Annotated in this window: 24 protein-coding genes; 4 read left to right on the forward strand and 20 right to left on the reverse strand. The window is 69.5% G+C overall.

Going from position 1 to position 26,062, the window contains the following annotated elements; all coding sequences use genetic code 11:
- Window positions 1-75 precede the first annotated feature (75 nt).
- The 3 genes from VKV57_10025 to VKV57_10035 all read left to right on the forward strand — a co-directional run bounded on the left by VKV57_10025 (window position 76) and on the right by VKV57_10035 (window position 2,935).
- Entirely contained in the window at window positions 76-261 is a 186-nt protein-coding gene (locus VKV57_10025) for a hypothetical protein (GenBank protein HLW60241.1), read from the forward strand.
- A complete protein-coding gene (locus tag VKV57_10030) occupies window positions 254-1,627 on the forward strand; it encodes an amidase (protein HLW60242.1) in 1,374 nt (457 codons plus the stop codon). The genes VKV57_10025 and VKV57_10030 overlap by 8 nt, the downstream gene beginning before the upstream one ends.
- A gap of 720 nt (window positions 1,628-2,347) precedes the next feature.
- Window positions 2,348-2,935 carry a hypothetical protein gene (locus VKV57_10035; GenBank protein HLW60243.1) on the forward strand — a complete coding sequence of 196 codons (588 nt, stop codon included), beginning with the start codon at window positions 2,348-2,350 and terminating at the stop codon, window positions 2,933-2,935.
- A 396-nt stretch (window positions 2,936-3,331) separates the two neighbouring features.
- Here VKV57_10035 and VKV57_10040 read toward each other — a convergent pair whose 3' ends face one another.
- The 12 genes from VKV57_10040 to VKV57_10095 form a co-directional block, all read right to left on the reverse strand.
- Window positions 3,332-4,177 carry a DUF4032 domain-containing protein gene (locus VKV57_10040; protein HLW60244.1) on the reverse strand — a complete coding sequence of 282 codons (846 nt, stop codon included), beginning with the start codon at window positions 4,175-4,177 and terminating at the stop codon, window positions 3,332-3,334.
- Window positions 4,174-4,785, reverse strand: a complete 612-nt coding sequence (locus tag VKV57_10045) for a metallophosphoesterase (protein ID HLW60245.1) — start codon at window positions 4,783-4,785, stop codon at window positions 4,174-4,176. The genes VKV57_10040 and VKV57_10045 overlap by 4 nt, the downstream gene beginning before the upstream one ends.
- Window positions 4,786-4,841: 56 nt before the next feature.
- The gene (locus VKV57_10050; GenBank protein ID HLW60246.1) at window positions 4,842-5,306 is read right to left on the reverse strand and encodes a J domain-containing protein; all 465 of its coding nucleotides are present in this window, start codon (window positions 5,304-5,306) and stop codon (window positions 4,842-4,844) included.
- Between the two features lie 154 nt (window positions 5,307-5,460).
- Window positions 5,461-6,396 carry a GNAT family N-acetyltransferase gene (locus VKV57_10055; GenBank protein ID HLW60247.1) on the reverse strand — a complete coding sequence of 312 codons (936 nt, stop codon included), beginning with the start codon at window positions 6,394-6,396 and terminating at the stop codon, window positions 5,461-5,463.
- The gene (locus VKV57_10060; GenBank protein HLW60248.1) at window positions 6,357-7,625 is read right to left on the reverse strand and encodes a dihydrolipoamide acetyltransferase family protein; all 1,269 of its coding nucleotides are present in this window, start codon (window positions 7,623-7,625) and stop codon (window positions 6,357-6,359) included. Before VKV57_10060 ends, VKV57_10055 begins: the two co-directional genes overlap by 40 nt.
- Window positions 7,625-8,644, reverse strand: coding sequence for an alpha-ketoacid dehydrogenase subunit beta (locus tag VKV57_10065; protein HLW60249.1), 1,020 nt, complete (start codon window positions 8,642-8,644; stop codon window positions 7,625-7,627). The genes VKV57_10060 and VKV57_10065 overlap by 1 nt, the downstream gene beginning before the upstream one ends.
- On the reverse strand, window positions 8,641-9,570 hold the full coding sequence (locus VKV57_10070; GenBank protein HLW60250.1) for a thiamine pyrophosphate-dependent dehydrogenase E1 component subunit alpha: 930 nt from the start codon (window positions 9,568-9,570) through the stop codon (window positions 8,641-8,643). Before VKV57_10070 ends, VKV57_10065 begins: the two co-directional genes overlap by 4 nt.
- A 79-nt stretch (window positions 9,571-9,649) precedes the next feature.
- Window positions 9,650-9,964 (reverse strand): Lrp/AsnC ligand binding domain-containing protein, encoded by a 315-nt coding sequence (locus VKV57_10075; GenBank protein HLW60251.1) that lies wholly within the window; start codon window positions 9,962-9,964, stop codon window positions 9,650-9,652.
- Between the two features lie 289 nt (window positions 9,965-10,253).
- The gene (locus VKV57_10080) at window positions 10,254-11,285 is read right to left on the reverse strand and encodes a zinc-binding dehydrogenase (GenBank protein HLW60252.1); all 1,032 of its coding nucleotides are present in this window, start codon (window positions 11,283-11,285) and stop codon (window positions 10,254-10,256) included.
- Window positions 11,282-13,003: a glycerol-3-phosphate dehydrogenase/oxidase gene (locus VKV57_10085; protein ID HLW60253.1), complete on the reverse strand. Its 1,722-nt coding sequence runs from the start codon at window positions 13,001-13,003 to the stop codon at window positions 11,282-11,284. The genes VKV57_10080 and VKV57_10085 overlap by 4 nt, the downstream gene beginning before the upstream one ends.
- Window positions 13,003-14,250 (reverse strand): Zn-dependent hydrolase, encoded by a 1,248-nt coding sequence (locus tag VKV57_10090; protein ID HLW60254.1) that lies wholly within the window; start codon window positions 14,248-14,250, stop codon window positions 13,003-13,005. Before VKV57_10090 ends, VKV57_10085 begins: the two co-directional genes overlap by 1 nt.
- A gap of 82 nt (window positions 14,251-14,332) precedes the next feature.
- Window positions 14,333-15,505, reverse strand: coding sequence for an alkaline phosphatase family protein (locus tag VKV57_10095; GenBank protein ID HLW60255.1), 1,173 nt, complete (start codon window positions 15,503-15,505; stop codon window positions 14,333-14,335).
- A gap of 187 nt (window positions 15,506-15,692) precedes the next feature.
- Between VKV57_10095 and VKV57_10100 the strand changes: the two genes are divergently transcribed.
- Window positions 15,693-17,066 (forward strand): aspartate aminotransferase family protein, encoded by a 1,374-nt coding sequence (locus VKV57_10100; GenBank protein HLW60256.1) that lies wholly within the window; start codon window positions 15,693-15,695, stop codon window positions 17,064-17,066.
- An 18-nt stretch (window positions 17,067-17,084) separates the two neighbouring features.
- On the opposite strand, the gene VKV57_10105 is transcribed toward VKV57_10100, so the two are convergent.
- The 8 genes from VKV57_10105 to VKV57_10140 all read right to left on the reverse strand — a co-directional run bounded on the left by VKV57_10105 (window position 17,085) and on the right by VKV57_10140 (window position 26,045).
- A complete protein-coding gene (locus tag VKV57_10105) occupies window positions 17,085-18,173 on the reverse strand; it encodes an alkaline phosphatase family protein (GenBank protein ID HLW60257.1) in 1,089 nt (362 codons plus the stop codon).
- A 54-nt stretch (window positions 18,174-18,227) separates the two neighbouring features.
- The gene (locus VKV57_10110) at window positions 18,228-18,983 is read right to left on the reverse strand and encodes an ABC transporter ATP-binding protein (protein ID HLW60258.1); all 756 of its coding nucleotides are present in this window, start codon (window positions 18,981-18,983) and stop codon (window positions 18,228-18,230) included.
- A 1-nt stretch (window position 18,984) separates the two neighbouring features.
- Window positions 18,985-19,710 carry an ABC transporter ATP-binding protein gene (locus VKV57_10115; GenBank protein HLW60259.1) on the reverse strand — a complete coding sequence of 242 codons (726 nt, stop codon included), beginning with the start codon at window positions 19,708-19,710 and terminating at the stop codon, window positions 18,985-18,987.
- Window positions 19,707-20,681 (reverse strand): branched-chain amino acid ABC transporter permease, encoded by a 975-nt coding sequence (locus tag VKV57_10120; GenBank protein ID HLW60260.1) that lies wholly within the window; start codon window positions 20,679-20,681, stop codon window positions 19,707-19,709. The genes VKV57_10115 and VKV57_10120 overlap by 4 nt, the downstream gene beginning before the upstream one ends.
- A gap of 4 nt (window positions 20,682-20,685) precedes the next feature.
- A complete protein-coding gene (locus tag VKV57_10125) occupies window positions 20,686-21,585 on the reverse strand; it encodes a branched-chain amino acid ABC transporter permease (GenBank protein HLW60261.1) in 900 nt (299 codons plus the stop codon).
- Between the two features lie 204 nt (window positions 21,586-21,789).
- Window positions 21,790-23,043, reverse strand: coding sequence for an ABC transporter substrate-binding protein (locus VKV57_10130; protein ID HLW60262.1), 1,254 nt, complete (start codon window positions 23,041-23,043; stop codon window positions 21,790-21,792).
- Window positions 23,044-23,116: 73 nt separating this feature from the next.
- Window positions 23,117-24,457, reverse strand: coding sequence for an aminotransferase class III-fold pyridoxal phosphate-dependent enzyme (locus tag VKV57_10135; GenBank protein HLW60263.1), 1,341 nt, complete (start codon window positions 24,455-24,457; stop codon window positions 23,117-23,119).
- A 205-nt stretch (window positions 24,458-24,662) separates the two neighbouring features.
- The gene (locus tag VKV57_10140) at window positions 24,663-26,045 is read right to left on the reverse strand and encodes an aminotransferase class III-fold pyridoxal phosphate-dependent enzyme (protein ID HLW60264.1); all 1,383 of its coding nucleotides are present in this window, start codon (window positions 26,043-26,045) and stop codon (window positions 24,663-24,665) included.
- Window positions 26,046-26,062 lie beyond the last annotated feature (17 nt).

Genomic DNA, 26,062 nt, shown 5'->3' on the forward strand with positions numbered 1-26,062 from the left:
CTGCAGGAGGTCGGCAGGCAACCTGCCAAGACCACCTTGACGCGACCCGCGCTGACGCGGGGTGGGGAGGAGTCGATGGAGCCCGATCGATCTGTCGTGGGCTGGACCCGGACGCTGCTCAAGTTGCCGGCGGAAGTTGGCGAGCGTTTCGCGGAGGAATGGAAGATAGTGGCCCGCCGGATCGAGCTTGTTCACGCCGTCCCGGTATCACACGACATCGAGCCGGCCGGCGCACCGAGACTGGAGCGTCTCGGTGAGTGAACCGTGGGAGCTTTCCATCAGCGAGGCCGCGGCAGCAATCGCCGGCGGCGGCCTGTCGCCGACCGATCTGCTGGAGTCGACACTCGCCCGAATCGAGCGGGTCGAACCTCGCGTGCTTGCCTGGGCCCGCCTCCGAATCGAGGACGCTCGTCGGGAAGCCGGCCATCTGACGCAGTTGCAGAGGTCGGGGATGATCCTCGGCCCTCTCCACGGCGTGCCGGTCGGCATCAAGGACATCTTCGACACGGCGGGTGTGGAAACCGCGTGCGGCTCACGGATCATGGCGGGCGCCGTACCCGCCGAGGATGCCGCCGCCGTTGCGCGGCTCCGGGATGCCGGCGCGATCGTGCTGGGAAAAACACACACGACGGAGTTTGCCTCGTTCGACCCGTCGCCGGCCCGGAACCCATGGGCCCTCGACCACACACCGGGAGGGTCGAGCAGCGGGTCAGCCGCGGCGGTGGCCGCCCGCATGTGCCAGGGGGCGCTGGGGAGCCAGACTTCGGGATCGATCGTCCGGCCGTCGGCGTTCTGCGGGATCGTCGGCCTCAAGCCGACGTTTGGCCGGGTCAGCCGGCGCGGCGTGCACCCGCTGGCCTGGACCCTCGACCACCCCGGCCCGATGGCGCGCACGGTCAGGGATGTCGCCCTGCTGCTCGACGCGATCTCGGGTCCCGATCCGCACGACCCGGCGACGATCTCGGCCCCCATCCCGCCCCAGTACGCCGCCGCGCTGGGGCCCTCCGACGGCGACCCCGGGGTGGAGGGCGTCCGGGTGGGGGTCCCGGATCGATACTTCACCGAGGGGGTGGACCCGGAGGCCGAGGAGCTTACCTTCGCCGCGCTGCGGGTGCTGGAAACGGTGGGGTGTGAGGTCTCAGAGTTCCGGCTGCCCGCGGAGTTCGAGGCGGGGATGGACGCGCACGAACTCATTCACAACGCCGAAGCGGCGGCCGTACACATCGACACCTACCGCCGACGACCGGAGGACTACGGGAGCAAGCTACGGGCAATCATCGAAACCGGGCTCCAGATCCCCGCCCCCACGTACTTGAGGGCTCAGCAGATCCGAACCCTCGTCATCCGGCGGCTCCGGGCGCTTCTCGACGACGTGGACGTGATCGCGACCCCCGCCGCCCCCGGCCCGGCACCGGAGGGGTTGGCGTCAACCGGATCGCCCGTCTTCAACCGGCCGTTCAGCTTCACCGGGTTCCCGAGCCTGACGGTGCCCTGTGGCTTTACGGCCGCCGGGCTGCCCGTGGGTCTTCAATTGGCCGGCCGACCGTTCGATGAGGGAACCATTCTTCGGGTGGCCGCGGCCTACGAGGGAGCCACCGGTTGGGGAAAGAAAATTCCCCCCGCCTGATTCGTCGGGCGGGACACTTACCAACCCTGAATCGCGGTTATCCCCAGAATCCACAGGATACGAACAGGCGTTTGAAACGAGGCCGGTGAACCATTCGATCACAAGAGGGGCCGGGCCCCTCCCCAGCCCGCGATCGGCATCGTTTCGGTCCGCTGCCATCCGGGGATGGCCTTCAGTCCCCCGATCCACTGTCCCCCGCCATGCCCAGCGTATACAGACCGACCGCACATCGCGATGCGACCAGGCCGAGAACGAGCGCCAGTACGATTATCAGATAGAGCCCCATCTTCTGGACCTCCGCGATGTGAGTAGATGACAGATTCTCCGGCCACAATGCGAGATTCCTTGCGAACGTGCGCTCGAACTGCACAGAGTTGTTCTTCACAAGATGCGGCTGAGTAAATTTCGTTGGGAGAATCTGACATCGGTCCGCAAGCGAGGCTGGCGCGAAGTTCTTCTTTGGCGTCATCAAATTTAAGGGGACTTCAGGTCCAATCCGCGTGGTGGAAGCGCGGGGGCATCGTCTAAGCCCCGACGTTTTGGGGCATACACATGCATTGTACTACCACGTCCTCGGGGGCTTGTGGGGAGCGCCGATTGCCGCTGGTCGGCCTCCTCCAGGCCCCAAAAACTTTGCCCACCCTCGCTCACCGCACCCCCGCATCCAGGAATCCAGGCGGACACCAGGGAAAGAAGCGCGTGGAAAGGTGAGTGCGCACAATGCCGCGGTGGTTGCTCGTCATCGTCCTCGCAACGGCGCTGGGAGCGTCGCCCACGCCATCCTTCGGGCAGTCTGCCGCCCCCGTGGCCCAGCGGCCGGTGTGGGCGGTGGAGGATACCTGGACATACATGGGGACCGATGGGGGGTCGTTCACCTTTACGGTCCGCGAGGTGGCTCCCGATCATTATACGCTGGAGGATCACAGCGGGCCGAACGTCAGCACGTTTCAGGTCGGCTTCGATTTCTCCCCGAGCTGGTATGCCCGCTTCCAGTGGCCGCTGCGGATGAACGAACGGTGGTCCTTCTCCACCGAGGGCCCGGCGCGCAACAACGCCGGGGGCACGGATCAGTTCATCACCTCGTCGGTCGTCGACGCGTACGAGGCGGTGACGGTTCCGGCGGGAACGTTTGATGCGTTTCGCATCAAAGGGAGCCAGTGCAACCAGACCCAGAACCTTTGTGGTGATTTCCTCGTCTGGTATGCCCCGCGGGTGAAGAGTTACGTGAAGATTTCGTGGATCACACCCGAGTATTGGGGGGCGGTCGCGGGGAAGTCCAGTGAGTTGCTCTCGTTCCAAGTCCGCTAGCGGGGACCCGCCGGATCGATCCCACCGTGCGCCCATCGCGGTCTGACCCCAGAGGGTTTCGTGGTACGGCCGCTTCGCCGTGCCGGTGCCGGTCGTCCGCTGTGCGCCGCAAACGGTAAGACACCACCCCCGCCGCAGCGCTGGGGGGGAGCCTCGACAGGGACCCAGCCCGGGCCGCGCAGGAAGGCTGAGGGGAAGCACGACGCGCCGGGCGTTGGCAGCGTGGCGGACAGCGCGGTATAGGTCAGCTCCACCGGATGGGCGGACGGGGCTCCCCGTTCTGCCCACTCATCGGGCGACAGGAGTTGGGACCGCTCCAAGAGGGGTGAGAGAAACCGAAAGCAGCTCGGCCGCGCCCCGACGGGATCGCGAGCGGTGGTGCGATTTCGGGCGCGGTCAGCGCGAGTCGGCGGCCGAACGCCGGCGGCGGGTTGGCCCCGCGGCGATCCTCCGGCGCGCATGCCCGACCACGCCGGCCAAGCTGCTCAGCCAGCGCGCAAACCCCCGCGGTCCCCGGCTCGAGGTCACGTACCGGGCGAAGCTCTCCACGGCGGCCGGGATGCCGATGTCTCTCCCCGCCGCCTTGCTCATGATCCATTTGTGGTCCGCGAGGTACACGAACAGGTCTCCCAGCGACCGGTCCGGAAACGCGCGCAGGAGGTGCCGCGTGCGAAGCTCGTCCACCGTGGGCAGATAGACCTTTGTGTACCACTCCCGCGCCGCGCTCCGGAGGGATCCACCCCGCTGGCGCCGGTAGTCATCGATCCACCGGACCAGCTTCGGGTACTGCCCCATCTCGTGCAGCACGATCGTGGTAATGCCCGTGCGGTGTTCGAAGAGCACACGCTCGCGTGCGATCACATCCTCGGGACGATGGCCCTCGGGCAAGTACGCCACGACCTCAGCATCGACGTCCTGTTGCCCGGCCAGCCGCGCCGCCGCGACCCGGTGGTGCCCATCGACGATGTAGTAATCGTGGCCGAGGCGGTAGAGCACGACGGCGGGCAGCACCTCCCCATGGTCGAGCGCCGCCACCAATCGCCGAACGCGCGAGGGTGTGAGTCCGGCGCCCGAACGGAGGCCGCGGGGAAAATAGCGGGCGCGGCCCACGCTGCCGACGATCTCGTCGACGGGAACTTGGATCACCCCGAGCGGCCGTGCCGTCAACGCCCCGCGAGCGCGCTGCGCCTCTTCGAACTCTTTGAACGTCGTCGTCATCCGGGTCCGGTCGCGGCCGGTCACACGGACACCGGGACGGGTGCGCCCACGGGGAGGAGGACGGAGCGAAAGGCGTTGACGACCTGGGTCTCACCGGAGATGGTGACCCGGCTTGCCATCGGCACGTACGAAAGGTGGTTGTGTCCGTGAATGAAGTACCGCGGCCGAAACGCGTCGACCAGCCCCCGAAAGGTCTTGAAGCCGGTGTGACAAACGTCACGGCCATCGTGGATCCCGAACGGCGGGGTGTGCGTGAGGACGATGTCGACCCCCCGCGCTCGCCACACGGCCGGGCGGGCCGCCGCGACCCGCCACCACATCTGCCGCTCCGTGTACTGAATGCCCTCCCCGTTGTACCAGGGCGAGCCCTCGAACCCGAGAATCCTCAGACCTCCCACCGTCACGACGCGGCCGTGGATGTTGTCGCCGGGCGGGGGGGCGTCGCGGTACCGGACGTCGTGGTTGCCGCGCACGTAGAGGAGCGGGGCCTGGAACCTGTCGACGAGGGCTTCAAGATACTCGGGCGCAAGGTCACCACAGGAGAGGATGAGGCGCACACCGCCAAACTTCTCCGACAGGTTCTCCCCCAGGAGTCGCTCGTCTACCTCGTCTCCAACCGCCAGCACGTCCATCCGAGTGCCCTCTCTTCCCCTCATCCCGGCCCGCCCTCGGGGCAATCGACCGGTGGCTAGGTTCGCTCCAACGACGACACCTGGCGCCAGATCCGCAGGAGGGCGAAGACCAGCACGAGAAGATCCGCTAGATCCAGGGTCGGGCTGCGCAGGAGGCGGGCGACGGTCACCCCCACCGCGATCACCGCCGCTGAAAGCAATACCTTCGACGCCGTTCCCGTCAGGCGCTCCAATGCCTCGCCCATCGACCCCGTGCCCCCGCCGACGGTACGGGCTGCCCCGGTCGATCCCCCCGGGCCGGATCGGGTCCGGGCGTCGTCGTAACCGCGACGCACCTCGGGGTCGCCGAGGACGGCGTAGGCCTCGTTAATCAGCTTCGCTCGTTCCACGTCTCCCCCGAGGTCGGGATGCCCACCCATCTCTCCCATCAGCGTGCGATACGCCTTCTTCACCATCTCCTGGGATGCCCGAGGGTGCACCTGGAGGATCTCGTAGTAATCAATCTCCGGACGGAATCGCATCGCCGTACGCCTATTCTAGCACCCCTCCGGCGCCGACACCCCCTCCTGCGGGGCTGCCCAACGCCCCCCAACGACCTTTGACCCCGAAGTCTCCCGCAGGGGCGGATGGGATTTTCGCGGCAACCCCAAACGGGGCACGACCCCGGCAGCCTCCCTAGAAGAACGTACTGCCCTCCAGCCCCGCTCCGGGGGCATAGGTCGTTGGGTCGCAGAAGGGATGCGAACAGGAGGACACAAATGTCTCCGCGTACCGGATCCGAAAGCCCGCCGCCAGCAGGTGGGGGAGCGCCGGGTGCGGACCCGGAATCGCGACCTTCACCGCCTCGCCCTGCTCGCGGGCCCACATCACCAGCGCGGCCACGCAGTCGGCCGCGTCGGGCGGCGAGTCGGCGCCGATCGGCCCGAGCATGACGCTCGGGTGCGTGTCGGCGGCGGACCGGCCGATTCGGACGTACGCGTACCCGATCGTCGTGCCCCGGCGCCGCACCCAGACCGGGGTGGCCCCGAAGGCCGCGCGCCAGAATGCGTGATCCTCGGGCCGCTCCCGTCCGCCGATCCGGCCGTCCCACTCCAGGATCTCCCCATCGTTCGGGGCCGCCGCGAGGATGCTGACGCCGGAGGGCGAGGTGCCGCGCAGCCCGTCGACCGTTGCGGTCAGCTGGTAGTGCGGCCACCGCGGACGCATCCCCGCACGCACGTACAGCGATAGGGCACGGGGGTCGCTCGAGCTCAGCGCACAATAGCAGCGCGCGCCTCCCGACAGGAGCCGGTCCAGGAGCCGCCGGCCGATGCCGAGCGATTGGTGGCGGGGGTCGACGAAGAGGTCGCTGAGAAACCCGATGTCGCTCCGCAGGAACAGCGCGGCGAATCCAACGGCCTCTCCGGCCACTTCCGCGATCCAGACCCGACCCGCCTCGACCTCGTGCCGGAAGTACGGCGGGACCGGCGTGCGCGGAGGCGGGGATGGGCGCCCTTGGTACTCGGTGTCGTAGAAGATCCGCCAGAGGCGCGGGACGTCGTCCCCCGTGCCCGGGCGGATCGCCGGGGCGGTCAGGGCAGCAGCAACACGTAGGGGTGCTCGAGAATGAATTTCACGCGCTGCAGGAACTGCGCGGCAGGAGCGCCGTCGATAACCCGGTGGTCAAACGTCAACGAGAGCACCATCAGCGATCGCACCTCGATCCGGTCGCCCACCGCGACCGGCCTTCGGTGAAGGCGGCCCACGCCGAGAATGCCCGCTTCGGGGGGATTGAGCACCGGGGTAAACGCGTCGACGTCAAACATCCCCAGGTTGGTGACGGTAAACGTCCCCCCCTGCATCTCCTCCGGCCGCAGCCGGCTGGCCTTGGCACGCTCCGAGAGATCGCGGACCGCAGCGGAGATCTGCCCGAGCGTCGCCCGGTCGGCATGGCGCACCACCGGCACGACCAGCCCCTCGCCAAGGGCGACGGCGACCCCGATGTGGATCTCGGGGAGCACCCGGACGCCCTCGCCTTCCCAGAGGGCGTTGATCCGGGGATGTTCGCGGAGGGCGACGGCCGCCGCGCGCACGATGAGGTCCGTATACGTCACCCGGACGCCCTCGCGTCGCTCGAGCTCCTGCCCCACCTCGCTGCGCAGCCGCACGGCCTCGTCCATGTCCACTTCAGTCGTCAGGGTCAGTTGGGCCGTGGTCTGCAGGCTTTCCAGCATCCGGCGGGCAATGATCGCGCGCATCTTCGCCGCGGCGGGGGCGGACGGTGCGGCGGCGTCCCCGAGCGTGGAGGGTTGCAGCGGGGGAGTGGGGCGGATCGCCTCGGCGGTGGGGGCGGCGGAGCGGGCGGCGACGGCCGTCTGCACGTCGCGCTCGATGATCCGCCCGCCCGGCCCGGTGCCGACGAGTGCACGCGCGTCCACGCCGTGCGCCTCGGCCAGCGCCCGGGCCCGGGGAGAGATCTTTGCGCGTCCGCCACCCTCCGGATGGAGCGGGGGGGCGCCGGCCTCCGCCGCCCGTGTGGTTCCCAACGATCCCGCCGCCCCCGTCGGGATCCTCACTCCCCCCGGTGCGGCGACCGGCGAGGGCGGAGCCGCCACCGCCTCCCCGGGCTCGCCGATCACGGCGATGGGGGTGGCGACGGGGACGGTGCCGCCCTCCGCGACGAACACGCGCAGCAGCATCCCGGATGCGGGCGCCTCGACCTCAAGGGTGGCCTTATCGGTCATCACCTCGAAGAGGGGCTCCCCCTTCCTGACCTGGCTGCCCTCCGGCTTCAGCCACCGCACCACGGTCCCCTCTTCCTGGGTCAGCCCCAGCCTCGGAAGCACCACCTCGGTCGCCATCAGGAGACTACCTGGCGGACCGCGGCGGCGATATCCGGGACCTGGGGGAGCGCGGCATCCTCGAGGCGCGCGTTGTACGGGATGGGGACGTTCTCACCGCACACCCGGATGGGGGGGGCGTCGAGCGCGTCAAACGCGGCGACGACGACCTGGGTGATGATCTCCGCGCCGATCCCGCAGCGCTCGTGGGCCTCATGCCCCACCACCAGCCGGCCGGTCTTCCGGACCGAGGCGAGGACGGCGTCCAGGTCAAAGGGCACGAGCGTCCGGGGGTCGATCACCTCGAGTTCGATGCCCTCCTTGACGAGGATCTCCGCGGCGGCGAGCGCTTTGTGAACCATCGTGTGAATCCCGACAAACGTCGCGTGCCGCCCTTCGCGCCTGATCTCCGCCACGCCCAGCGGCACCGTGTACTCGCCGGCGGGAACGGGCCCCTTGGTGTTGTAGAGGATCTTGTGCTCCAGGAAGACCACGGGATTGTCGTCGCGGATCGCGCTGATCAGGAGCCCTTTGGCGTCGGCGGGGGTGCTCGGGGTGACCACCTTGAGCCCCGGGATGTGGCAGAACCAGGCCTCAAGCGACTGCGAGTGCTGCGCGGCATTCCCCCGCCCCGCGCCCTCCTGGGCCCGGAACACGACCGGGACCCGCGCCTTCCCGCCAAACATGTACCTGATCTTGGCCGCCTGATTGACGATCGGCTCCATCGCCAACCCCATGAAGTCCGCGTACATGAACTCGGCGACCGGGCGGGCCCCCGCCACCGCGGCGCCCACGGCCAGCGCCGCGATCGCCTCCTCGGAAATCGGCGTGTCCCGCACCCGCTGCGGCCCGAACTCCTCCACCAGGCCCCGGGTGACGCCGAAGACTCCCCCGCCGCCCCACACCGCCACGTCCTCCCCCATCACAAACACCCGGGGGTCCCGCCGCATCTCTTCGCGCAACGCCTCGTTGAGCGCCTCCGCGTAGGTGAGCAGTCGTGCCGCGAGGGCGGGGGTGGTCTGGGTCGCTGGGCTGCTCATGCGTACACGTCCTCCATCAGCGCGCTCACCTCGGGCTCGGGGCTGGTCTTCGCAAACGCGACGGCCGCCTCGATCTCCTCGGTCACCGCCGCCTCAATCGCCGCGGCCTGTTCGGCGGAGAGGATCCCTCGCGCAATCACATCCCGCTCGAGCCGCGCGATGGGATCGCGGGCGCGCCAGATCTCGACCTCGGCCTTATCGCGGTAGTTGAGCGGGTCGCCCACGTGGTGGCCAAAGAACCGGTACGTGGTGCACACGACCAGCGACGGCCCCTCTCCCGCCCGGGCGCGGGACACGGCGTCGGCCACCGCCCGGTGCACGGCCAGGGCGTCCATGCCGTCGCAACCCACTCCCGGGAACCCGTAGGCCGTCGCGCGAACCGCCGGATCGGGGACCGATGTGAACTTATCGGCGCGCGCCGACATCGCGTACTGGTTGTTCTCGCAGACGTAGACGACCGGGAGCTTCCAGATCGCCGCCAGGTTGGCGGACTCGTGCAGAATGCCCTGGTTCAGGGCGCCGTCGCCGAAGAAGCAGAGCGTGACGTCATCACGCCGCGCCAGTTGGGCGGCCAACGCCGAGCCGGTGGCGAGGCCGATGCCGCCGCCCACGATCCCGTTCGCGCCGAGGATCCCCGCGTCGAGGTCGGCGATGTGCATCGACCCGCCTTTGCCTTTGCAGTAGCCTGTGGCTTTCCCCAGCAGTTCGGCCATCATGCGGCGCGGATCCCCGCCCTTGGCCAGGCAGTGCCCGTGGCCGCGGTGGGTGCTGGTGATCCGGTCGGTGGGGCGAAGCGCGGCGCAGGCGCCCACCGCCACCGCCTCCATCCCAATGTAGGGATGGGTCGATCCGCGCATCGCCCCCTCCCGGTAGAGTTCCAGGGCCCGCAGATCGAACTGCCGAATCGTGCGCATCGTTCGGAGCATGCTCACCAGTTGGTTGGCGCTGAGGGCGGCGGGGATCTGGCTCACCATCTCTCTCTCCCCTCTCAAATCGGACGCGCGATTACGAACCGGCCGCCGGCCCCGGGCCTTTCCCCTCTTCTTCGAGCCCGACCGAAAACGACCGATCAAGCAGCGACTGAGGAAACGCCCGGAAGGCGAGGTGGGTGTTCGTCCGAACGATCCCCGGGATCTCCCGCATTTTGCCGGTCACGATCTCGGCGAGATCGTCGTACTCCTTGAGCCGCAGCACGGCGATGATGTCCCAGTCTCCGGTGACCGAGTACACCTCCTCGACCCCGGCGATCTCCGCCATTCTCCGTGCGACGTCCTGCATACGCCGCCGCTCGGCCTGGATCATCACGAACGCCGTGAACATCGGTCACCTCCATGGCCCGGCGCCATGTCTTCTGTCCGTTCGCGGCCTCCGAGGGAAACTCTTGCACGCCTCGCCGCCCCCCTGACTCGCCGTGAGATCAGGGATCCTCCCGTCCCGCCGCGGCTCCGCTGGGCGGCCGGCCGGTCCATGTTCGTCGCGGGGATCCGGATGCGCTCGCGGGCCAACGCGACAATCCCATCTCGGCGTCGATCGGCGGCCCGGCCAGACATCGGCGGCATGCCCCCTTTCTACGCAGCCGCCGTTCGGACACATGTGAGGCGCCCCCCGGTCAGGCCTGGGGGTCGAGGAGGACCTTGATCGACTCCTGGGCCGCCGTCTTGCGGAACCCCTCCTCCCACGCCGCGAGCGGCAGCACGTCCGAGATGAGCGGCGCGGCCTCGACGCGGCCCTGGGACAGCAGCGCGAGGGCCCGGGGCCACGACATCAAGGAGGACCCGTAGGTCCCGACGACGAGCAGCTCGTGCATGGCCACCTGCTCGTAGTCGCACTCGATCCGCCGCCCCATCAGCCCCACCTGCACCAGGGTGCCGAGGCGCCGCAGCGCCCCGAGACACGCGTCGAGCGACCGAGCAGCCCCCGCGCACTCGAACGCCGCGTCCACCCCGGCCCCACGGGTCCACTCCCGGACCGCCTCCGGCAAATCCACCGCGTCCACATCGACCGTCACCTCGGCGCCGAGCCGGCGGGCCAACTCGAGCCTCCGCGCATCTCGGGCGGTCCCGGCGGCGATGACCCGCCCGCCTTCCGCGCGGGCCACCTGAAGCACGAGCAGGCCGATCGGACCGACCCCGCTCACGAGCACCGTGTCACCGGCCGCGACACGCGATCGCTCGATCACCGCGTGAACGGCCACCGCCAGCGGCTCGGTAAGGGCGGCGTGCCGGAGATCGACTCCGTGCGGGATGGGGTGGACCATCTCGGCCGGCACGACGACGTACCGGGCGAACGCTCCGTCCACGCCGTGTCCGATGGAAAGCCGGCGCTCGCACATCAGGACGTTGCCGGTCAGGCAGTACCGGCACCGGCCGCAGCGCACGGCCGCCGTCGCGGCCACGACGGGATCGCCGGGAGCCAATCCTTCCGCGCCCGGGCCGACCCGATCGATCCGGCCGCTGAACTCGTGTCCGAGAATCACCGGAGGCCGGCTCGGGAACTCCTCGCGGAAGATGTGGATGTCCGTTCCACAGATCCCCGCCGCGACGACCTCGATCCGGACCTGCCCCGCACCCGGCTCGGGCTCGGGAACCTCCCGCAACTCGACGTGACCCGGCCCCCGTTCGGTCTTCATGACCGCTTTCATCGCATGCCTCCTCTGCTCCGACCGGCATCCGGCACACCGCCCGCGGGACGCGCGGCCCCCGCCGGGATCCCCACCCCGGGCGCCGCCAGCCGGGACGCCGCGCGCGCGTACTCCGCCACCCGGTCCGCCCGCGAATCGGTGGGCCACCCCAGCTCGTCCCCCATCAGCGCCGCCACCTTCGCCGCGATCTCCACCCCCTGCTGCGGGAGCAGGTGCGCGAGGCGCGTCCGTCGGAGCAGCACGTCCTCGAGCATCACGGCCATCTCGTGGCGGGCCGCGATCACCACCTCCGCGCCGATATGGGGACACCCCTCCGCCAGCGGTGTGCCGAGCGCCGGGCGTTCCGCGACCAGGTCGCACACCCGCGCGGCCTCGGTCCCATAGGTCCGGATCAGATGCAGCCACGTTCGCCGCGGGAGCCGCAGCCGCCGGGCGCGGTCCCGCAGGTCGGGCAGCACCTGTCGTAGTTCGGCGGCCCCGATCAAAGGGAGAGTGCGGGTGCGAGACGGCGTCCCGGCCCGGCGGCCGGTCGCGGCGTTCATCACATCCTCGGCCATCCGCCGATAGGTCGTGAGCTTGCCGCCGATGATCGAGTAGAACCCCTCCGCCGACCGCACCACCTCGTGGCGCCGCGAGAGGTGCGCGCTCGACCGGCCTCCGATGCTGACCAGCGGCCGGAGGCTGGCGAATGCGCCGAGGATTTCGCCCCCCGGGAGCGGGACCGTGAGAAACCGCGCGGCGTGGTCGAGCAGGTAGGCGACATCGTCCCGCCCCACAGGCGGCGCGCCGTCGGCGCGGCCCCATTCGGTGTCGGTGGTCCCCACGAGCAGCGCGCCCTGCCACGGCACCACGAACGCGACCCGGCCATCGTCCGTCTCCGGCAGCACGAGGGCCGCTCGGTGCATCCCCAGCCGACCGCTGCGGAGCACGATGTGCACACCTTTGGCCCGCCGGATCCGAAACGTCGGGGGGGCGACGAAGCCCGCGACCGCTTCCGCCCAAATTCCCGCGGCGTTGATCGTCATTCGCGCGGAGACCACGGAACGGACGCCGCTGAGGCGATCGACGACGTCCGCACCGGTACAGCGGCCGGCCTCCATCCGTACGCCGACGGCCTCCACGTAGTTGGCGGCGACCGCCCCGTGCGAGACCGCCGTCCGCAACACCGCGAGCGTCAGCCGCGCGTCGTCGGTCTGAGCGTCGTAGTAGAGAAAGGCGCGGCGCAGCCCTTCCCGCTGGAGCGCGGGCACGAGCGCAGCGGCGTCGGCCGGCGCCAGGCGGCGGTGACGGCGCGGGCCGATGCGGCCCGCCAGGCGGTCGTACGCCCACAGCCCAAACGCCAGGCCGAGGGGAAGACCGGCCCGCAGGGGGCGCGGGAGGGACAGCCCCAGGGGGCGCGACGCCCCCCGGTAGAGGGGGAGCACGAACGGCAACGGCCGGACCAGGTGGGGCGCGTTGCACAGGAGCCGATTTTGTTCCTCCAAGCCCTCCCGCACCTGCGCGACATCCAGCATCGGCAGATAGCGAAGGCCGCCGTGGATGAGCTTGGTCGACCCGCTGCTGGTCCCGTGGGCGAAGTCGCCGCGCTCGACCAGGGCAACCGACAGCCCGCGGGCGGCCGCCTCGCAGGCCACGCCGGCGCCGGTGATGCCCCCGCCGATCACCAGCACGTCGAAGGCTCCCCCGCGCAGCCGCGTCAGGTGCGCCTGGCGCACCATCACGCCGCCCCGGCGAGCCGCCGGACGGCCCCCAGCAGCACGGCCGCACCGCGCGCGCAGTCGTCCTTCGACGTCCATTCCGCTTCGTTGTGGCTGAGCCCGCCGGCGCTCGGCACGAAGATCATCCCGGCGGGATACCGGTCCGCCACGTACTTCGCGTCGTGGCCCGCGCCCGCCCACAGCCGGCGAGTCGAGTACCCGAGTTCTTGAGCGGAAGCGGCCACCGCGCCGGTCACGGTGGGATGAAACGCGGTGGGAGGGCTTCGCCAGAATTCCGAGGCACGCACCTCGACCCCGTCCCCCACGGCAACGGCAGCGCAGAGCGCCTCGAGCCGGCGGGCGGCGGTGTCCAGAACCTCCGGGCTGCGCGACCGCAGGTCCGTCGTCACCCGAACGACGCCGGGCACGACGTTGATCGTGTTGGGGCTGACCTCGATCCGGCCCGCGGTGGTGCGCACCCCTGGCAACTCGGCGGCGAGCGCTCGGAGCCCGAGCACGATGCGGCTCGCCGCGACCAGCGCATCACGGCGATCTTCCAGCGGAGTCGGTCCGGCGTGGGCCGCCCGGCCGGTCACCTCCACCCACCCCCAGGCGATCCCCTCCACCCCGTCGACGACGCCGACCTGCGCGCCCTCCCGTTCCAGGATCGGCCCCTGCTCGACGTGCAGTTCCACGTAGGCGGCCGCCGGCGGCATGCGGTGCTCGGCGGACCCGAGGTAGCCGATCCGCCGGAGTTCGTCCCCGAAGGAGCGGCCGTCGGCATCGCGGGCCGCGTACGCCTCCTCCAGGGTGAACCGTCCGCACACGACCCCGCTGGCGAGCATCGCCGGGGCGAACCGCGCCCCCTCCTCATTGGTCCAGCAGACGACCTCCACCGGGCGCGGCATTCGCACGCGCGCGTCGCGCAGCGCCCGAACCGCCTCCAGGGCGCCGAGGACCCCGAGGACCCCGTCGAACCGACCTCCGGTCGGCACCGTATCCAAGTGGGACCCGCACACCACCGGCGCCGCGTTCGGGTCCGTCCCCGGGTAGCGCCCGTAGATGTTGCCGAGATCGTCGAATCGTACCGCGCACCCGTCGTCGCGCAGCCACCCGATGAGGAGGTCCCGCCCCCGGCGATCGTCATCGCTGAGGGCGAGACGCCGCACGCCTCCCGCCGGGGTGCGCCCCACCTCCGCCATCGTCATGAGCGCATCCCAGAGCCGCTCGCCGTTGACCGCTGCCGCCGCCGCGCCGTCGCCAGTCATGTCGGGCCTCCTGGTGGGGAGTTCGCTGAACGCCCGGGGGCTCCCTCGAACGCGTCGCGGCTTCGTCCGGCGGGGCACCCGGCTACGGGCAGGGCCGCTTCGCCACGACGACCGGCGCACGCGGCGGTTGCGCCAAGTCGAGACCGTCCAGCAGATCGTTGGCCCTTCGGTCGCGGTCCGTAAGGGGCGGGAGGTGGAAAAGGACCTCCAGGGTCTTCGGGACGGACGCGTGCTCCGTTTGCCGATGCGAGACGAACCCCTTCCGGGCGTACGCCGAAATCACGAGCGTAGGGACGCGGAAGCCCAACCCGAACTGGTCGACCGTCGGCGGGGGAACGTGGTCATACCAACCGCCCCAGTCGTCCCAGGTGATGATGATGAGGGACGAGGGCCAGTACACGCTGGTCATCACCGCGTTGACCTGCGCGGCCGTCCACTGCGCGCCGTCGCACACGCTTTGCGGGGGGTGTTCGCTGCGCGCACCCCAGACCCAGGAGACGGCCGGGAGCGTGCCGGCCCGGACGTCGGCGACGAACCGCTCCTCGCCGACCATCCGCTGACGCAAGGCCGGGTCACGGTAGATACGGGACAGTGCGCCCATCGCCCAATATCCGTAGCCCTTCCAACTCACGCCGGCGTTCGCCAACAGGTTGGGCACGGTCGGGATGTCAAAACACGGAGCCGCTCGCCGGGTCTGGCCGCCGGGGGTGAGCACGGTGATGTCCGCGCCCTTCGCGGCGCAGGCGGGCTCGTCGTACGGCACGCCGCGGGGGTTGCTGATGCCGCCGCCGGCGTCCGCCGCGACCAGGAACAGGTGGTTGGGGGTACTGGGTCCCCGCACCGAGGTGAAATAGCGATCGAAGAGCACGAACGCTCGCGCGTAGGCCCAATACTCCGGGATGTCGCCCTCGCGATACTGCGCAAACGAGCCCGGAAGAAATCCGTCCATCCGACCCCCGTCATAGGCCCGTCGGGCCGCGGAGAACGAATGGCTGATATCGCCGGTCCGGTCCTCGGCCCGAGGCGGCGCATGCCCGGCGCCCCCGATCCCGATCGTCCGCGCTCCGTCGGCGCCGGGAAACTGGCCGAAGTAGTTGTCGAACGTGTGGTTCTCCTTCAGGATGATGATCACGTGGCGGATTGGGATCCCCGACGACGGTGCGGGCATCGGACTCGCGGCCGTCCCCCAAAGCACCGCGATCAACAGCCAACCGACCAGCGGCGTACGCCCGCCGGTGACATGCCGCAAGCCCATGTGGGGGTCCCTCCGCCTCTTCCGGGTTCGCCGGGGTGTGCGGGGGGCCCTGGAGCCGCCAGGGCGCCATCCCGCCCCCGCCGCGGCCAATCCCGGCGAGCAATGACGGCATGATCTCGCCTCGCCAGGGAAGAATAGCTCATCGGCGTGCGCGCGCCGCGGCGCGGCGAATCCGGCGGAGGTGTGTATGAGCGATGTCTCGCGTCTGCGATCTGAAGGCGATCTCAACATCTCACGCCGGCGTACCGAGTGGCAAGCGGCGGCGCTCGATGCCGAGACGCGAGCGCTGCTGGAGGCAGACGCGCGCTACTTTCTCCATCAGTCGCTCTCCACCCCCTGCCTCAACGGGATCCGCGCATGCGAGGGGGCGTGGATCGAGGACCTGCAGGGACGGCGCTATCTGGACTTTCACGGGAACTACGTGCACCAGGTCGGGTTTGCCAATCCGGCCGTCATCGCCGCGATCAAGGCACAGCTCGACGCCCTCACCTTCTGCACCCGCCGCTACACCAACGAGACGGCCGTCGCGCTGGCCAGGAAGCTCACCGACCTCGCGCCCGGCGACCTCAAGAAGGTCTTGTTCTGCCCGGGGGGGACGGGAGCGATCGGCATCGCCCTGAAGCTCGCGCGCGCCGCGACCGGCCGCTACAAGACGATTTCGATGTGGGATGCCTTCCACGGCGCATCGCTTGATGCCATCTCCGTGGGGGGGGAAGAGATTTTCCGGAGCGGCGTTGGCCCCCTCCTCCCCGGCACCGAGCACGTCCCGCCGCCCGATCCGTATCGCTGCGCGTGGGACTGCCATCGCCGCGGCGGCTGCGATCTCAAGTGCGCGGACTACATCGCGTACGTGCTGGAGAAGGAAGGCGATGTGGCGGCGGTGATCGCGGAGACCGTCCGCAGCACCCCCGTCATCCCCCATCCGGACTTCTGGCGAACCGTGCGCCGGGCCTGCGATCGGCACGGGGCGCTGCTCATCCTCGACGAGATCCCCACCGCCCTGGGGCGGACGGGGACGATGTTCGCCTGCGAACACTTCGGCGTCGTTCCGGACATGCTGGTGATCGGCAAGGGCCTGGGCGGAGGGATCCTGCCGCTCGCCGCGGTGATCGCGCGGGCAGGCCTCGACGTCGCGGGCGATCGAGCGTTGGGTCACTACACGCACGAGAAAAACCCCGTCGCCTGCGCCGCGGCCCTGGCCACGCTGGAGTACATCGAGACCCACGGGCTTCTGGCGCACGCGCGCACGCTGGGGCGCACCGCACTCGACCGGCTGCGGGCCATGAAGGCGGTGCACCCGCTGATCGGGGACGTCCGCGGTCTGGGCCTGCTCCTCGGCGTCGAATTGGTCACGGATCACTCCCATGCTCCCCAGGCGCGGGCAACGGAGCAGGCGGAGGCGGTGATGTACACGGCCCTGTCCCGCGGGCTAAGCTTCAAGCTCACGATGGGCAATATCATCACGCTCGTTCCCCCGCTGAGCATCACCCCACAAGAACTGGATCGGGCCCTGACCATCCTGGACGACAGCCTCACCGAGGTCGAGCGGACGACGGTCTAGCCGGCCGGCACATCCGGCTCACGCATCCAGCAGCGACCGGCCGTCGACCGCGGAGAGATCAACGCCGAGGACGCGGGCGATCGTGGGCGCCCAGTCGACCAAGTGGGGGGACCGGCCGGCGACCGCCCGGGCAATCGCCGCAACCGCCGGATGCCCACCCGTCACCGCGGCGAAGGTGCGGGCGGTGGCCGGCCCGCCGTGGTATCCTCTCGCCGGAAGCCGGGGGGCGCAGAAGATCCATCCGCCGTGGGCCTCGGCCACGATCGTGCCGTCGCCTCCCCCGCTCCACCCGGCGATCCCCGGGACCTCCAGCAGAGCTCTCCCCGCGTCCTGCGGGGTGACCCCATCGCGCAGCCGCACGACCGCCGCTCCCCCGTCGCCCACCGCGTCCACGACGAGGGCGGAGATCTTGGGCATCGACAGCAGGTCGATCGGCGGCCGTTCCGTCCGGGCCTCCATGCCGTGATCGGAGACGGCGATCACCACGGTGTCCGTCCAGCGCGGCCGCAGGACCTCCAGGACCTCGCCGACGATGGCGTCGGCCCGCGCGTAACACGCACGGGTGGCGGGATCATCGGGCCCCAGGTCGTGGCCGAGCGTATCGCCCTCGTTGAGTTGGCCGAAGAGGAGCGCGCAGCGCAGATCGACGGCGGCCTCCAGCAGGTGGGGCCGGACCGCCTCATTGGTCGGATAGTCGTGGGCGTCACGGGGGGTCCCCGAAGGCACGCGCCCCCCGGGGGGCCAATGGCGATACGCGGTCTCCGCCCTCAGCACGGCGAGCAGCAGATGATCCCCCAGGACCGCCGCGGCCCCCAGGCCGCCCGCCCGACACGCGTCGAGCAGGGTCGGCACGGCGACGGTTGCCCCGCCGGCCCATCCGGGCACCGCCCCCGGATGCGAGGCGGTCGTCCTGACGGTATGACGATCGGGCGCGCACCCGGTGAGCAGGGCGCCGAAGCAGGGGTACGTCGACGAGGGCAGCGGGGCCCGTCCCTCAAGCGTGAGCGCGCCCGTCGGACGAAATCCCCACAGGCAGGGGGTGACGGACGGAGAGATCAGCTGAAGAGGGCAGCCGTCGATCCCAAGCAGCACGACCCGCGATCGCATCCCACCGGCCCGCGCCGGCGCCGCGGCGCCCTTCAGCGGGCCCCGTTCGCGCCGCTAGACGTTCCCACTCGCGTACAGCCAGCGGGCCACCAGGGCTTCGGTGTCCCCGCCGAACGCCTCCCGCGATCCCTCCGACAGGATCGTCCCGGTGCGCATCACGTAGACGTAATCGGCGATGTCCAGCGCCCGCTTGATGTTCTGATCGACCAGCAGGATGGCTTTGTCCTGATGCGCGATCTCTTTGATCAGATCGTAAATCAGCGCGGCCACGCGCGGCTCGATCCCTGCCGTCGGCTCGTCGATCAGAAACACCATCGGATCGAGCATCAGGCTGCGGGCGATCTCCAACTGCCGCTGCTGGCCGCCGCTGAGCGTCCCCGCAGCCTGCCGCCGCTTCTCCCGCAGGACGGGGAACCGATCGAACGCGCGCTGCACGAGATCAGCGACGTGCTCCCGCTGACCCTTGTACCGCCAGGCGCCCAGGCGGAGGTTGACTTCAACCCCCAGGTGCGGAAAGATGCTGGGCCGCTGCGGCAGATAGGCGACGCCGTGCCGTCCCATCTCGTGCGGCATGATCCCGCGCGTAGACCGGCCCTGCAGAAGAACCTCGCCGTCGGAGAGGGGGAGGAACCCGTACAGCGCCTTCAGCAACGTCGATTTCCCCGTACCGTTGGGCCCCAGCACGCACCGAACCTGTCCGCGCACGGCATCCACCGACACCCCCCGCAGGATGTTGATGCCGGGGAGATACCCCGCCACCAACCCTCGGCCGGTCAGGCAGGCGGACGTCCCGTCCGCGACGGTCTCCACGCTACAGTCCCGAGTACGCGGCGAGCACGGTCTGATCCGCCCGCACCACGTCGGGCGGCCCGTCTGCGATCTTGCGCCCCCGGGCCATCACGACCAGCCGCCGCGCGATGCGCAGGATCGATTCCATGTCGTGGTCGACGACGACGAAGGTCCGTCCCGACCGATGGAGTTCTTGAATTCGCTTGATCAGTTCATCGCGCAGGTGGGGATGCACTCCGGCGAAGGGCTCGTCGAGGAAGAGCACGGTGGGCTCCAGCATCAGCGCCCGCCCCAGCTCAAGAAGTTTCTGCTGGCCCCCGGAAAGATTCTTGGCGTACAGGCTCTCCAGGTGCACGAGGTTCAAGAACTCCAGATACATCCTCGCGCGCTTCGTCACCGCGCCCCAGGTGGAGCGCGGCCGCGTCAGGCCGGGGACGAGCATGTTCTCGAGGACGGTCATCCGGCCGAAGAGCTGCGTCAACTGGAACGTTCGCGCCACGCCGCGCGCCGCAAAGAGATGCGCCGGAAACCCGTTCACCCGGTGGCCGCGGAGGAAGACCCCGCCGGTTTCAGGCACGAGGTGCCCCGTGAGCAGGTTGATCAGGGTGGTCTTTCCGGAGCCGTTCGGGCCGATCAACCCAATCAGATCGCCCTCGCCCACCGCGAGCTCGACCGCATCGACGGCCACAATGCCCCCGAAGCGCTTGTGCAGCTTCGCCCCTTGCACGAGGGCCGGGGTGTCCGTCATACGCGAGACCCTTCCCGACCGACGTCCCGGGGGACAGGCGGCGCTCCCCGCACCTCGCCCAACCGGACAAACTGCAGCCAAAGCGGGGTCAAGAGCCCGTTCCGGGCGAAGCGCATCGTCAGGAGCAGAATGATTCCAAAGAGGACGAGCCGCCACTGTCCGTACGCCCGCAGGACCTCCTGCAGCACCTCCACCCCGAACGCACCGCCCACGGCGGTCGGCAGCCGCTCCATCCCGCCGATCACGGTCATCACCACGACCACGACCATCAGATCGAGCGCGCCGAGGCTCGGGGTCAGGATGCCGATGTAGTGGGCGTAGAATCCCCCGGCGAGCCCCGCGAACCCGCTGGCGATCGCAAACGCCAGAATCCGAAACAGGGCCACATTGACCCCGGTCGCCGCCGCCGCCTGCTCGTCCTCCCGGATCGCCCTAAAGAACAGGCCCCAGCGGGAGCGCACGATGCCCCCCATGATCGCGAGCGAGAAGACGAGCAGCCCGAAGGCGGTGTAGAAATAGGGCAGCCGGGAAATGGTGTGGAAGATCGGCACCGTGTGCAACCCTGCCATGCCGGCGGTCACCTGGTCTTCGGTCGAGAACGTGATGCGGATGATTTCGGCGAACGCCAGGGTGAAAATCGCGAGGTACGGCCCGCTCATCCTCAGGCAGACCCAGCCGATCAGGCCCCCCAGGGCGCAGCAGAGGGCCACGCCTGCGGCCATGCCGAGCGGGATCGGGATGCCGGTCCACTGCACCAGCAGGGCTGAGGTGTACCCGCCCACGGAGGCGAACGCCATATGGCCGAGGGAATACAGCCCGATGTACCCGGACAGCAGGGACCAGCTCCCCGCCAGGATCCCATAGATCATGGCAATGATGGCCACGTGCATCATGTACGGGTTGAGGAGATGCCCGTACACCAGCGATAGGACCGAGGCGGCGACCAGGATGTAGATGTGGAGTCCCCGCACCGCCCTACTCCATCCGGGTGTGGCGCCGGCCGAACAGGCCCGTCGGGCGAACGATCAGCACGATCATGAGCACCAGCACCCCGAACGCGTTCGTGTAGGCCAGCGCACGGGTCGGGTCGGGAAAGAACGCGGTGAAGAGGCCCTCGGACTCGCCGAGGACGATCCCGGCGATGATGCTGCCGAGCACCGAGCCCATTCCCCCCAGGATCACGATCACGTACGCCTGAACGTTGGGCAGCGCCCCCATGTCCGGGGCCAGCGAGAAGATCGGGGCGATCAGGGCCCCCGCGGCCGCGGCGAGTGCGGCGCCGACGGCATACGCCAGCGAGTTGAAGCGCCCCGGATTGATCCCCACAATCGCCGCGGCGTCCCGAGACTGGCTGACGGCGTCCAGCGCCTGCCCCCAGATCGTCCGGTTCATGAAGTAGAGGAGCGCGAAGAGCAGCAGCAGCCCCACCCCTCCCGCGAACACCCGGTCATTCGTCACGATCAGATTGCCGACGCGCTGGATCCCCGTGACGAACGACGGCGGCCTGAGCGGGAACGGGCCGAACACGATGAGGGCGAGGTTGCGCAGAGCGAACGCGACGCCAAAGGTGACAATCACCCCGTATTCGTCCTTCCGTTCCGTGCGTTCGCTGTAGAGAGGAGTGAGCAACGACCGTTCCAGGATGATCCCGAACGTGAAGATCGCCGCCATCGACACCGGGAGCGCGAGCAGCGGAGGCACGCCCAGGAGCGTGATCACGTAGTAGGCGCAGTAACCGCCGAGCATGTAGAGGTCGCCGTGTGCGAAGTTGACGATCTTCAGAATGGAGAAGATCAACGTCACCCCGACGGCGATCAGCGCATAGATGATCCCGATGATCACGCCGTTGGTGGCCTGGATAAACAGGTAGTCCATTATCGATATCGCGTCGGCGCGGGAACCCCGGGGACGGAGCCCCGGCGCGCGCCGATGGCGGACGCGCGGCGGATCGGGCGGCACTCAGATGACCGGGTCAGCGGGGTATCCTCCCCACCGGGGGAGGCCGCACGCCGCTCGGCATCGAGCGCCGCGGGTGCGGTCCTCCCCAGCGATTGGGGGATTACGGGAGCGTACCGCGGGTCACTTCATCGGCTTCATGTACATGTATTTCACGTTGGCAACGCTCCGCGGCCAGATAATCGGGGCATCCTCGGGCGCCTGGCCGGCCTTATCGTACTGCACGAGCTCGACCGGTGCGCCCATGAACTGGTGGTACGCCCAGTCGGGGGTATGGCTGGTCGAGAACGTGTACAGGCCGCGGCCGCCGACCCAATGCGTCTTCTCAAGCGCGGCGATGATCGCCTTCCCGTCGGTGGACTTGGCGCGCTTGATCGCGTCGGCCAGGATCCACTGGGCGTCGTAGTTCTCGATCGCCTGCGGCGACGGGGCCTCGTTGAAGCGCTTCTGGAACGCCGCGACGAACGCCTTGGTCTTGGCGTTCCACGCGGTCTTGGGCAGGCCCACGATCTCGGTCACCAGGTATTTCCCGGCGTCCCCCACGTTCTTCCAAAACGTGGGGTCGACCGCGGGGCCTCCCGTGTTGGCGACGCCGGTGTGGGCCGAGGGCGCGAACCCCAGGCTGTACGCCTGGCTGATCATCGGGTACGCGCCGGCTTCGCTGTAGATGCTCATGAAGAAGTCGTACGGCGGCGTGTGGCTCTTGAACCGCTCGATCTGCGCGGTGAACTCCGTCGCGTTCAGATCGGCGCCGACGACATCGTAGTGGACGTGGTGCTTGTCCAGGGTCGGCAGCAGGACGTCCCGGGCGCTCGTCCCGCCGTCCGTCTTCTCGTAGATGACCGCCACGTTCTTGAACCCGGCCGCCGCAATCCAGTCGCCGTACTTGGACGCGATCAGCGCCTGGTTGGGGGCGACCCGGAAGACCTCCGGGTATCCCTTGGCGGTAATCTTCAGCGCCCACACGTCCACGGCGATGATCGGGATGCCGGCGTTGTGGGCCTCTTCCATCTCGGCGAGGAACACCGAGCTATGAAACTCGCCGGTGATGCCGACCACGTGCTCCTGGGAGATCAGCCGCTGCGCGGCCGCCGTTCCCTCTTCCGGCTGACCACGGGTATCCTGAAAGCTGATGCTGAGCGGCCGGCCGAGCACGCCGCCCTTAGCGTTGATCTCGTCGGTCGCAATCTGGGCGGCATCCTTCATCAGCGCCCCTTCCGCGTACCCGCCCGGCGGCGACAGGGGGCCAACCCAGCCGGTCTTGATCGGCTCCGCCGCAGACAGCGCGACCCGCATGGTCTGGGCCGGAATGATCACCAGCCCCGCGATCAGCAGCACCACGATCCCCGCGAGGATCCATCGTCCTCTCAAACGCATTCCCAACCACCCCCTCCTCTAGCTCGATCTGATCCATCCCGATGCGTGTGCTCGCGGCCTGGCCGCGCGGTCCTCATCCGGCGGCCTCGGCCAGGGCCCCGTCGATGGCCTGTACCCCCTCCTCGATCTGCTCTTCGCTGATCACGAGCGGCGGCGCCACCAGGAAGATGTTGTACCGTCCGATGAGATAGACTCCACGGTCGAACGCGCCCCGCAGAAATGCCTTCATCGGGCTCGGCCCGCTCCTGCTGAACGGCGCCCAGGGCTCTCGCGTCCCCCGGTCCTTGACCAGCTCGACCCCCCAGAAGAGCCCTTTGCCGCGGACATCGCCGACCACGGGGTGGCGATCGGCCAGGCGGCGCAGCCGGTCTCCCAGCGCGCCCTCCAGGCGCCGGGCCCGCTCGACGAGCCCCTCGTCCTCCATCACCTCCAAGTTCGCGCAGCCGGCGGCGCAGGCCAGGGCGTGGCCGGAGTAGGTGAGCCCCGCCCAGAGGATGTGGTCGTCGAAGTACCGGGCGACCGGCGCGGACACCAGCACGCCGCCCAGCGGCACATACCCCGAGGTGACCCCTTTGGCAAAGGTGAGCATGTCGGGCACGACGTTCCAGTGCTCGCAGGCGAACCACGCCCCGGTCCGCCCGAACCCGGCCATCACCTCGTCGAAGATCAGCAGGATCCCGTGCCGGTCGCAGATCTTCCGGAGCCCCTCAAGATATCCGTCGGGGGGCACGATCAGCCCGCTCCCGCCAACGATCGTCTCGATGAGAATCGCGGCCACGTTCTCCGGCCCTTCGTACATGAGCACGTGCTCGAGATGGGCCAGCGCCGCCGCGCCCTCTTGTGCCGGCCCGACCGAGAACGGACTGCGGTAGGGGTACGGGGTCAAGAAGTGAACCACGCCGGGCACCCCCGGCTCCGCGGGCCAGCGGCGCGGATCGCCGCTCATCGTAATCGCCCCGTACGTCGCTCCGTGATAGCCGCGGTAGGACGTGAGCACCTTGTGGCGTCCGGTGTAGAGCCGGGCGATCTTGACGGCGTTCTCGTTGGCCTCCGCGCCACCGTTGGTGAAGAACGTCTTCACCAGTGCCCCACCCGGCGAGAGGCGGGCCAGCATCTGCGCCAAGCGGGCGCGCACGTCCGTCGAGAAACTGGGGTTCACGAACGTCAGCCGCCCCGCCTGCGCCCGGATCGCCTCCACGACACGGGGATGGCTGTGACCGATGTTCACGTTGACGAGTCCCGAGGAAAAATCCAGGATCCGCGTCCCATCGGAGGTGTAGAGATCGCAGCCCTGCGCGTGATCGATAATCCGGGGCGCCGGACCCCCCTGCGTCTCCCAGGGGATCAGGACATGCTCGCGGGTGAGATCGCCGGTCGCCCTCGCGCCGGAGGCCGGAGAGACCTTCGCCATCATCTTCCCTCCTCGCCGTGGGTGCACCCGGAAGGTCTCGCCGCCGGCCCGATCGGACCGGCCTCACCTTCCCCCGAACAACACGCACCGCCGCGGGGGATCAGGGGTGAACCCTGGGACGTCGATGATGTGGCATCCGCTGGTGCAGATGCCCCGCGCCGGCACTTCCTTCCCCCCGCCGAGACAAACCTCCTCCCACGACGCCCAATCAAGCCGTGGCCACGTGCCGGTCGGCGACGGCAAGCGCCTCGTCAATGACCTGCAATCCCTCCTCAAGCTGCTCGTCGGTGATGACGAAGGGCGGCGCGAGCATCAGCATATTCCACTTCGTGTACGCGTAGACGCCGCGCTCGCGCATCGCACGAAGCGTGCCGGAGACCGCGGGGTGGGCCTCTCGGCCTCCGCGGGGGGTCCAGGGGGTCAACGGCTCGCGGGTTTCGCGGTCGCTCACCAGTTCGATGCACGCGAACAGCCCCCGCCCCCGGACGTCGCCGACGGCGGGGTGGCGCTCCTTCATGGTGTTGAGCCGGGCAAACAGGCGGTCCCCCAACACCCGGGCGCGCTCGATCAGCCCTTCGTCGTGATAGGCGGCCAGCGTGGCCACCCCGGCGGCGCAGGCCAGGGGGTGACCGCTGTAGGTGGCGCCGGTCAGCAGGACGTTCGATTCGAAGTGGGCCGCCACCCGGTCCGACGCCACAACCGCTCCAAGAGGGACGTACCCGGACGTGATCCCCTTGCCGAGGGTCATGAGATCGGGCACGGTGTTGTAGTGCTCGATCGCGAACCACCGGCCGGTCCGGCCGAACCCCGCCATCACCTCGTCGCAGATCAGCAGCACCCCGTACCGGTCGCAGATCTCCCGCAGCCGGGGATAGTACTCGGGGGGCGGCACGATGCGGGCGTTGCTCCCGGTGATCGTCTCCACGATCACCGCGGCGACGGTCTCCGGATCTTCAAATTCAATGATCTCGCCGATGTGGTCCGCGCAGTGGATCCCGCAGGACGGGTAGCGGAGACCGAAGGGACACCGGTAGCAGAAGGGGTCCTCGGCCACCACCGTTCCCCAAACCCCCGGCTCCGCGCCCCGCCGCCGCGGGTCGCCGGAGACGGACAGCGCCCCGGCCGTCGCTCCGTGGTAACTGCGGCGCCGGGTGATGACCTTCTGCCGGCCGGTGGCCAGGCGCGCCATCCGGATCGCCGCCTCGTTCGCCGTCGCCCCACCGGTCGTGAAGAACACGTGCTGAAGATCGCCGGGCGCCACCGCGGCGACCGCACGGGCCAGCTGGCTGCGCGGGGCGCTGGCGAACTCGGGGGCCACGTAGCACAGTTCCGCGGCCTGGGCCTGGATTGCGCTCACCACCCGAGGGTGGCCGAACCCCAGGTTCAGGTTGACGAGCTGCGAGGCGAAGTCGAGGTAGCGCTTCCCCCCGGCGTCCCAGAAGATCGCGCCCCGGCCGCCGGCGATCACCATGGGCCGGCGCGACTTCTGCGCCGACCACGAATGGAGGAGATACCGGCGGTCGTCTTCGAGGATTTGCGCCGCCGCCGCCTCCGAGAGCGGCTGATCGTGGCGCTGAGTCGTGGAGCTCATCGCGATTCCCTCCCACA

It is taken from the genome of bacterium, assembly GCA_035307765.1.
In the GTDB taxonomy this organism is placed as follows: domain Bacteria; phylum Sysuimicrobiota; class Sysuimicrobiia; order Sysuimicrobiales; family Segetimicrobiaceae; genus Segetimicrobium.

Bases quoted from the DNA above. Each gene is read 5' to 3' on its own strand.
- VKV57_10070 (HLW60250.1), bottom strand. From the start codon at position 9,570: ATGCTCCGAACGATGCGCACGATTCGGCAGTTCGATCTGCGGGCCCTG.
- VKV57_10115 (HLW60259.1), bottom strand. From the start codon at position 19,710: ATGACGGACACCCCGGCCCTCGTGCAAGGGGCGAAGCTGCACAAGCGC.
- VKV57_10075 (HLW60251.1), bottom strand. From the start codon at position 9,964: ATGTTCACGGCGTTCGTGATGATCCAGGCCGAGCGGCGGCGTATGCAG.
- VKV57_10105 (HLW60257.1), bottom strand. From the start codon at position 18,173: ATGCGATCGCGGGTCGTGCTGCTTGGGATCGACGGCTGCCCTCTTCAG.
- VKV57_10095 (HLW60255.1), bottom strand. From the start codon at position 15,505: ATGGGCTTGCGGCATGTCACCGGCGGGCGTACGCCGCTGGTCGGTTGG.
- VKV57_10090 (HLW60254.1), bottom strand. From the start codon at position 14,250: ATGACTGGCGACGGCGCGGCGGCGGCAGCGGTCAACGGCGAGCGGCTC.
- VKV57_10130 (HLW60262.1), bottom strand. From the start codon at position 23,043: ATGCGTTTGAGAGGACGATGGATCCTCGCGGGGATCGTGGTGCTGCTG.
- VKV57_10065 (HLW60249.1), bottom strand. From the start codon at position 8,644: ATGAGCAGCCCAGCGACCCAGACCACCCCCGCCCTCGCGGCACGACTG.
- VKV57_10085 (HLW60253.1), bottom strand. From the start codon at position 13,003: ATGGTGCGCCAGGCGCACCTGACGCGGCTGCGCGGGGGAGCCTTCGAC.
- VKV57_10060 (HLW60248.1), bottom strand. From the start codon at position 7,625: ATGGCGACCGAGGTGGTGCTTCCGAGGCTGGGGCTGACCCAGGAAGAG.
- VKV57_10100 (HLW60256.1), top strand. From the start codon at position 15,693: ATGAGCGATGTCTCGCGTCTGCGATCTGAAGGCGATCTCAACATCTCA.
- VKV57_10125 (HLW60261.1), bottom strand. From the start codon at position 21,585: ATGGACTACCTGTTTATCCAGGCCACCAACGGCGTGATCATCGGGATC.
- VKV57_10025 (HLW60241.1), top strand. From the start codon at position 76: ATGGAGCCCGATCGATCTGTCGTGGGCTGGACCCGGACGCTGCTCAAG.
- VKV57_10050 (HLW60246.1), bottom strand. From the start codon at position 5,306: ATGCGATTCCGTCCGGAGATTGATTACTACGAGATCCTCCAGGTGCAC.
- VKV57_10135 (HLW60263.1), bottom strand. From the start codon at position 24,457: ATGATGGCGAAGGTCTCTCCGGCCTCCGGCGCGAGGGCGACCGGCGAT.
- VKV57_10045 (HLW60245.1), bottom strand. From the start codon at position 4,785: ATGGACGTGCTGGCGGTTGGAGACGAGGTAGACGAGCGACTCCTGGGG.
- VKV57_10080 (HLW60252.1), bottom strand. From the start codon at position 11,285: ATGAAAGCGGTCATGAAGACCGAACGGGGGCCGGGTCACGTCGAGTTG.
- VKV57_10140 (HLW60264.1), bottom strand. From the start codon at position 26,045: ATGAGCTCCACGACTCAGCGCCACGATCAGCCGCTCTCGGAGGCGGCG.
- VKV57_10035 (HLW60243.1), top strand. From the start codon at position 2,348: ATGCCGCGGTGGTTGCTCGTCATCGTCCTCGCAACGGCGCTGGGAGCG.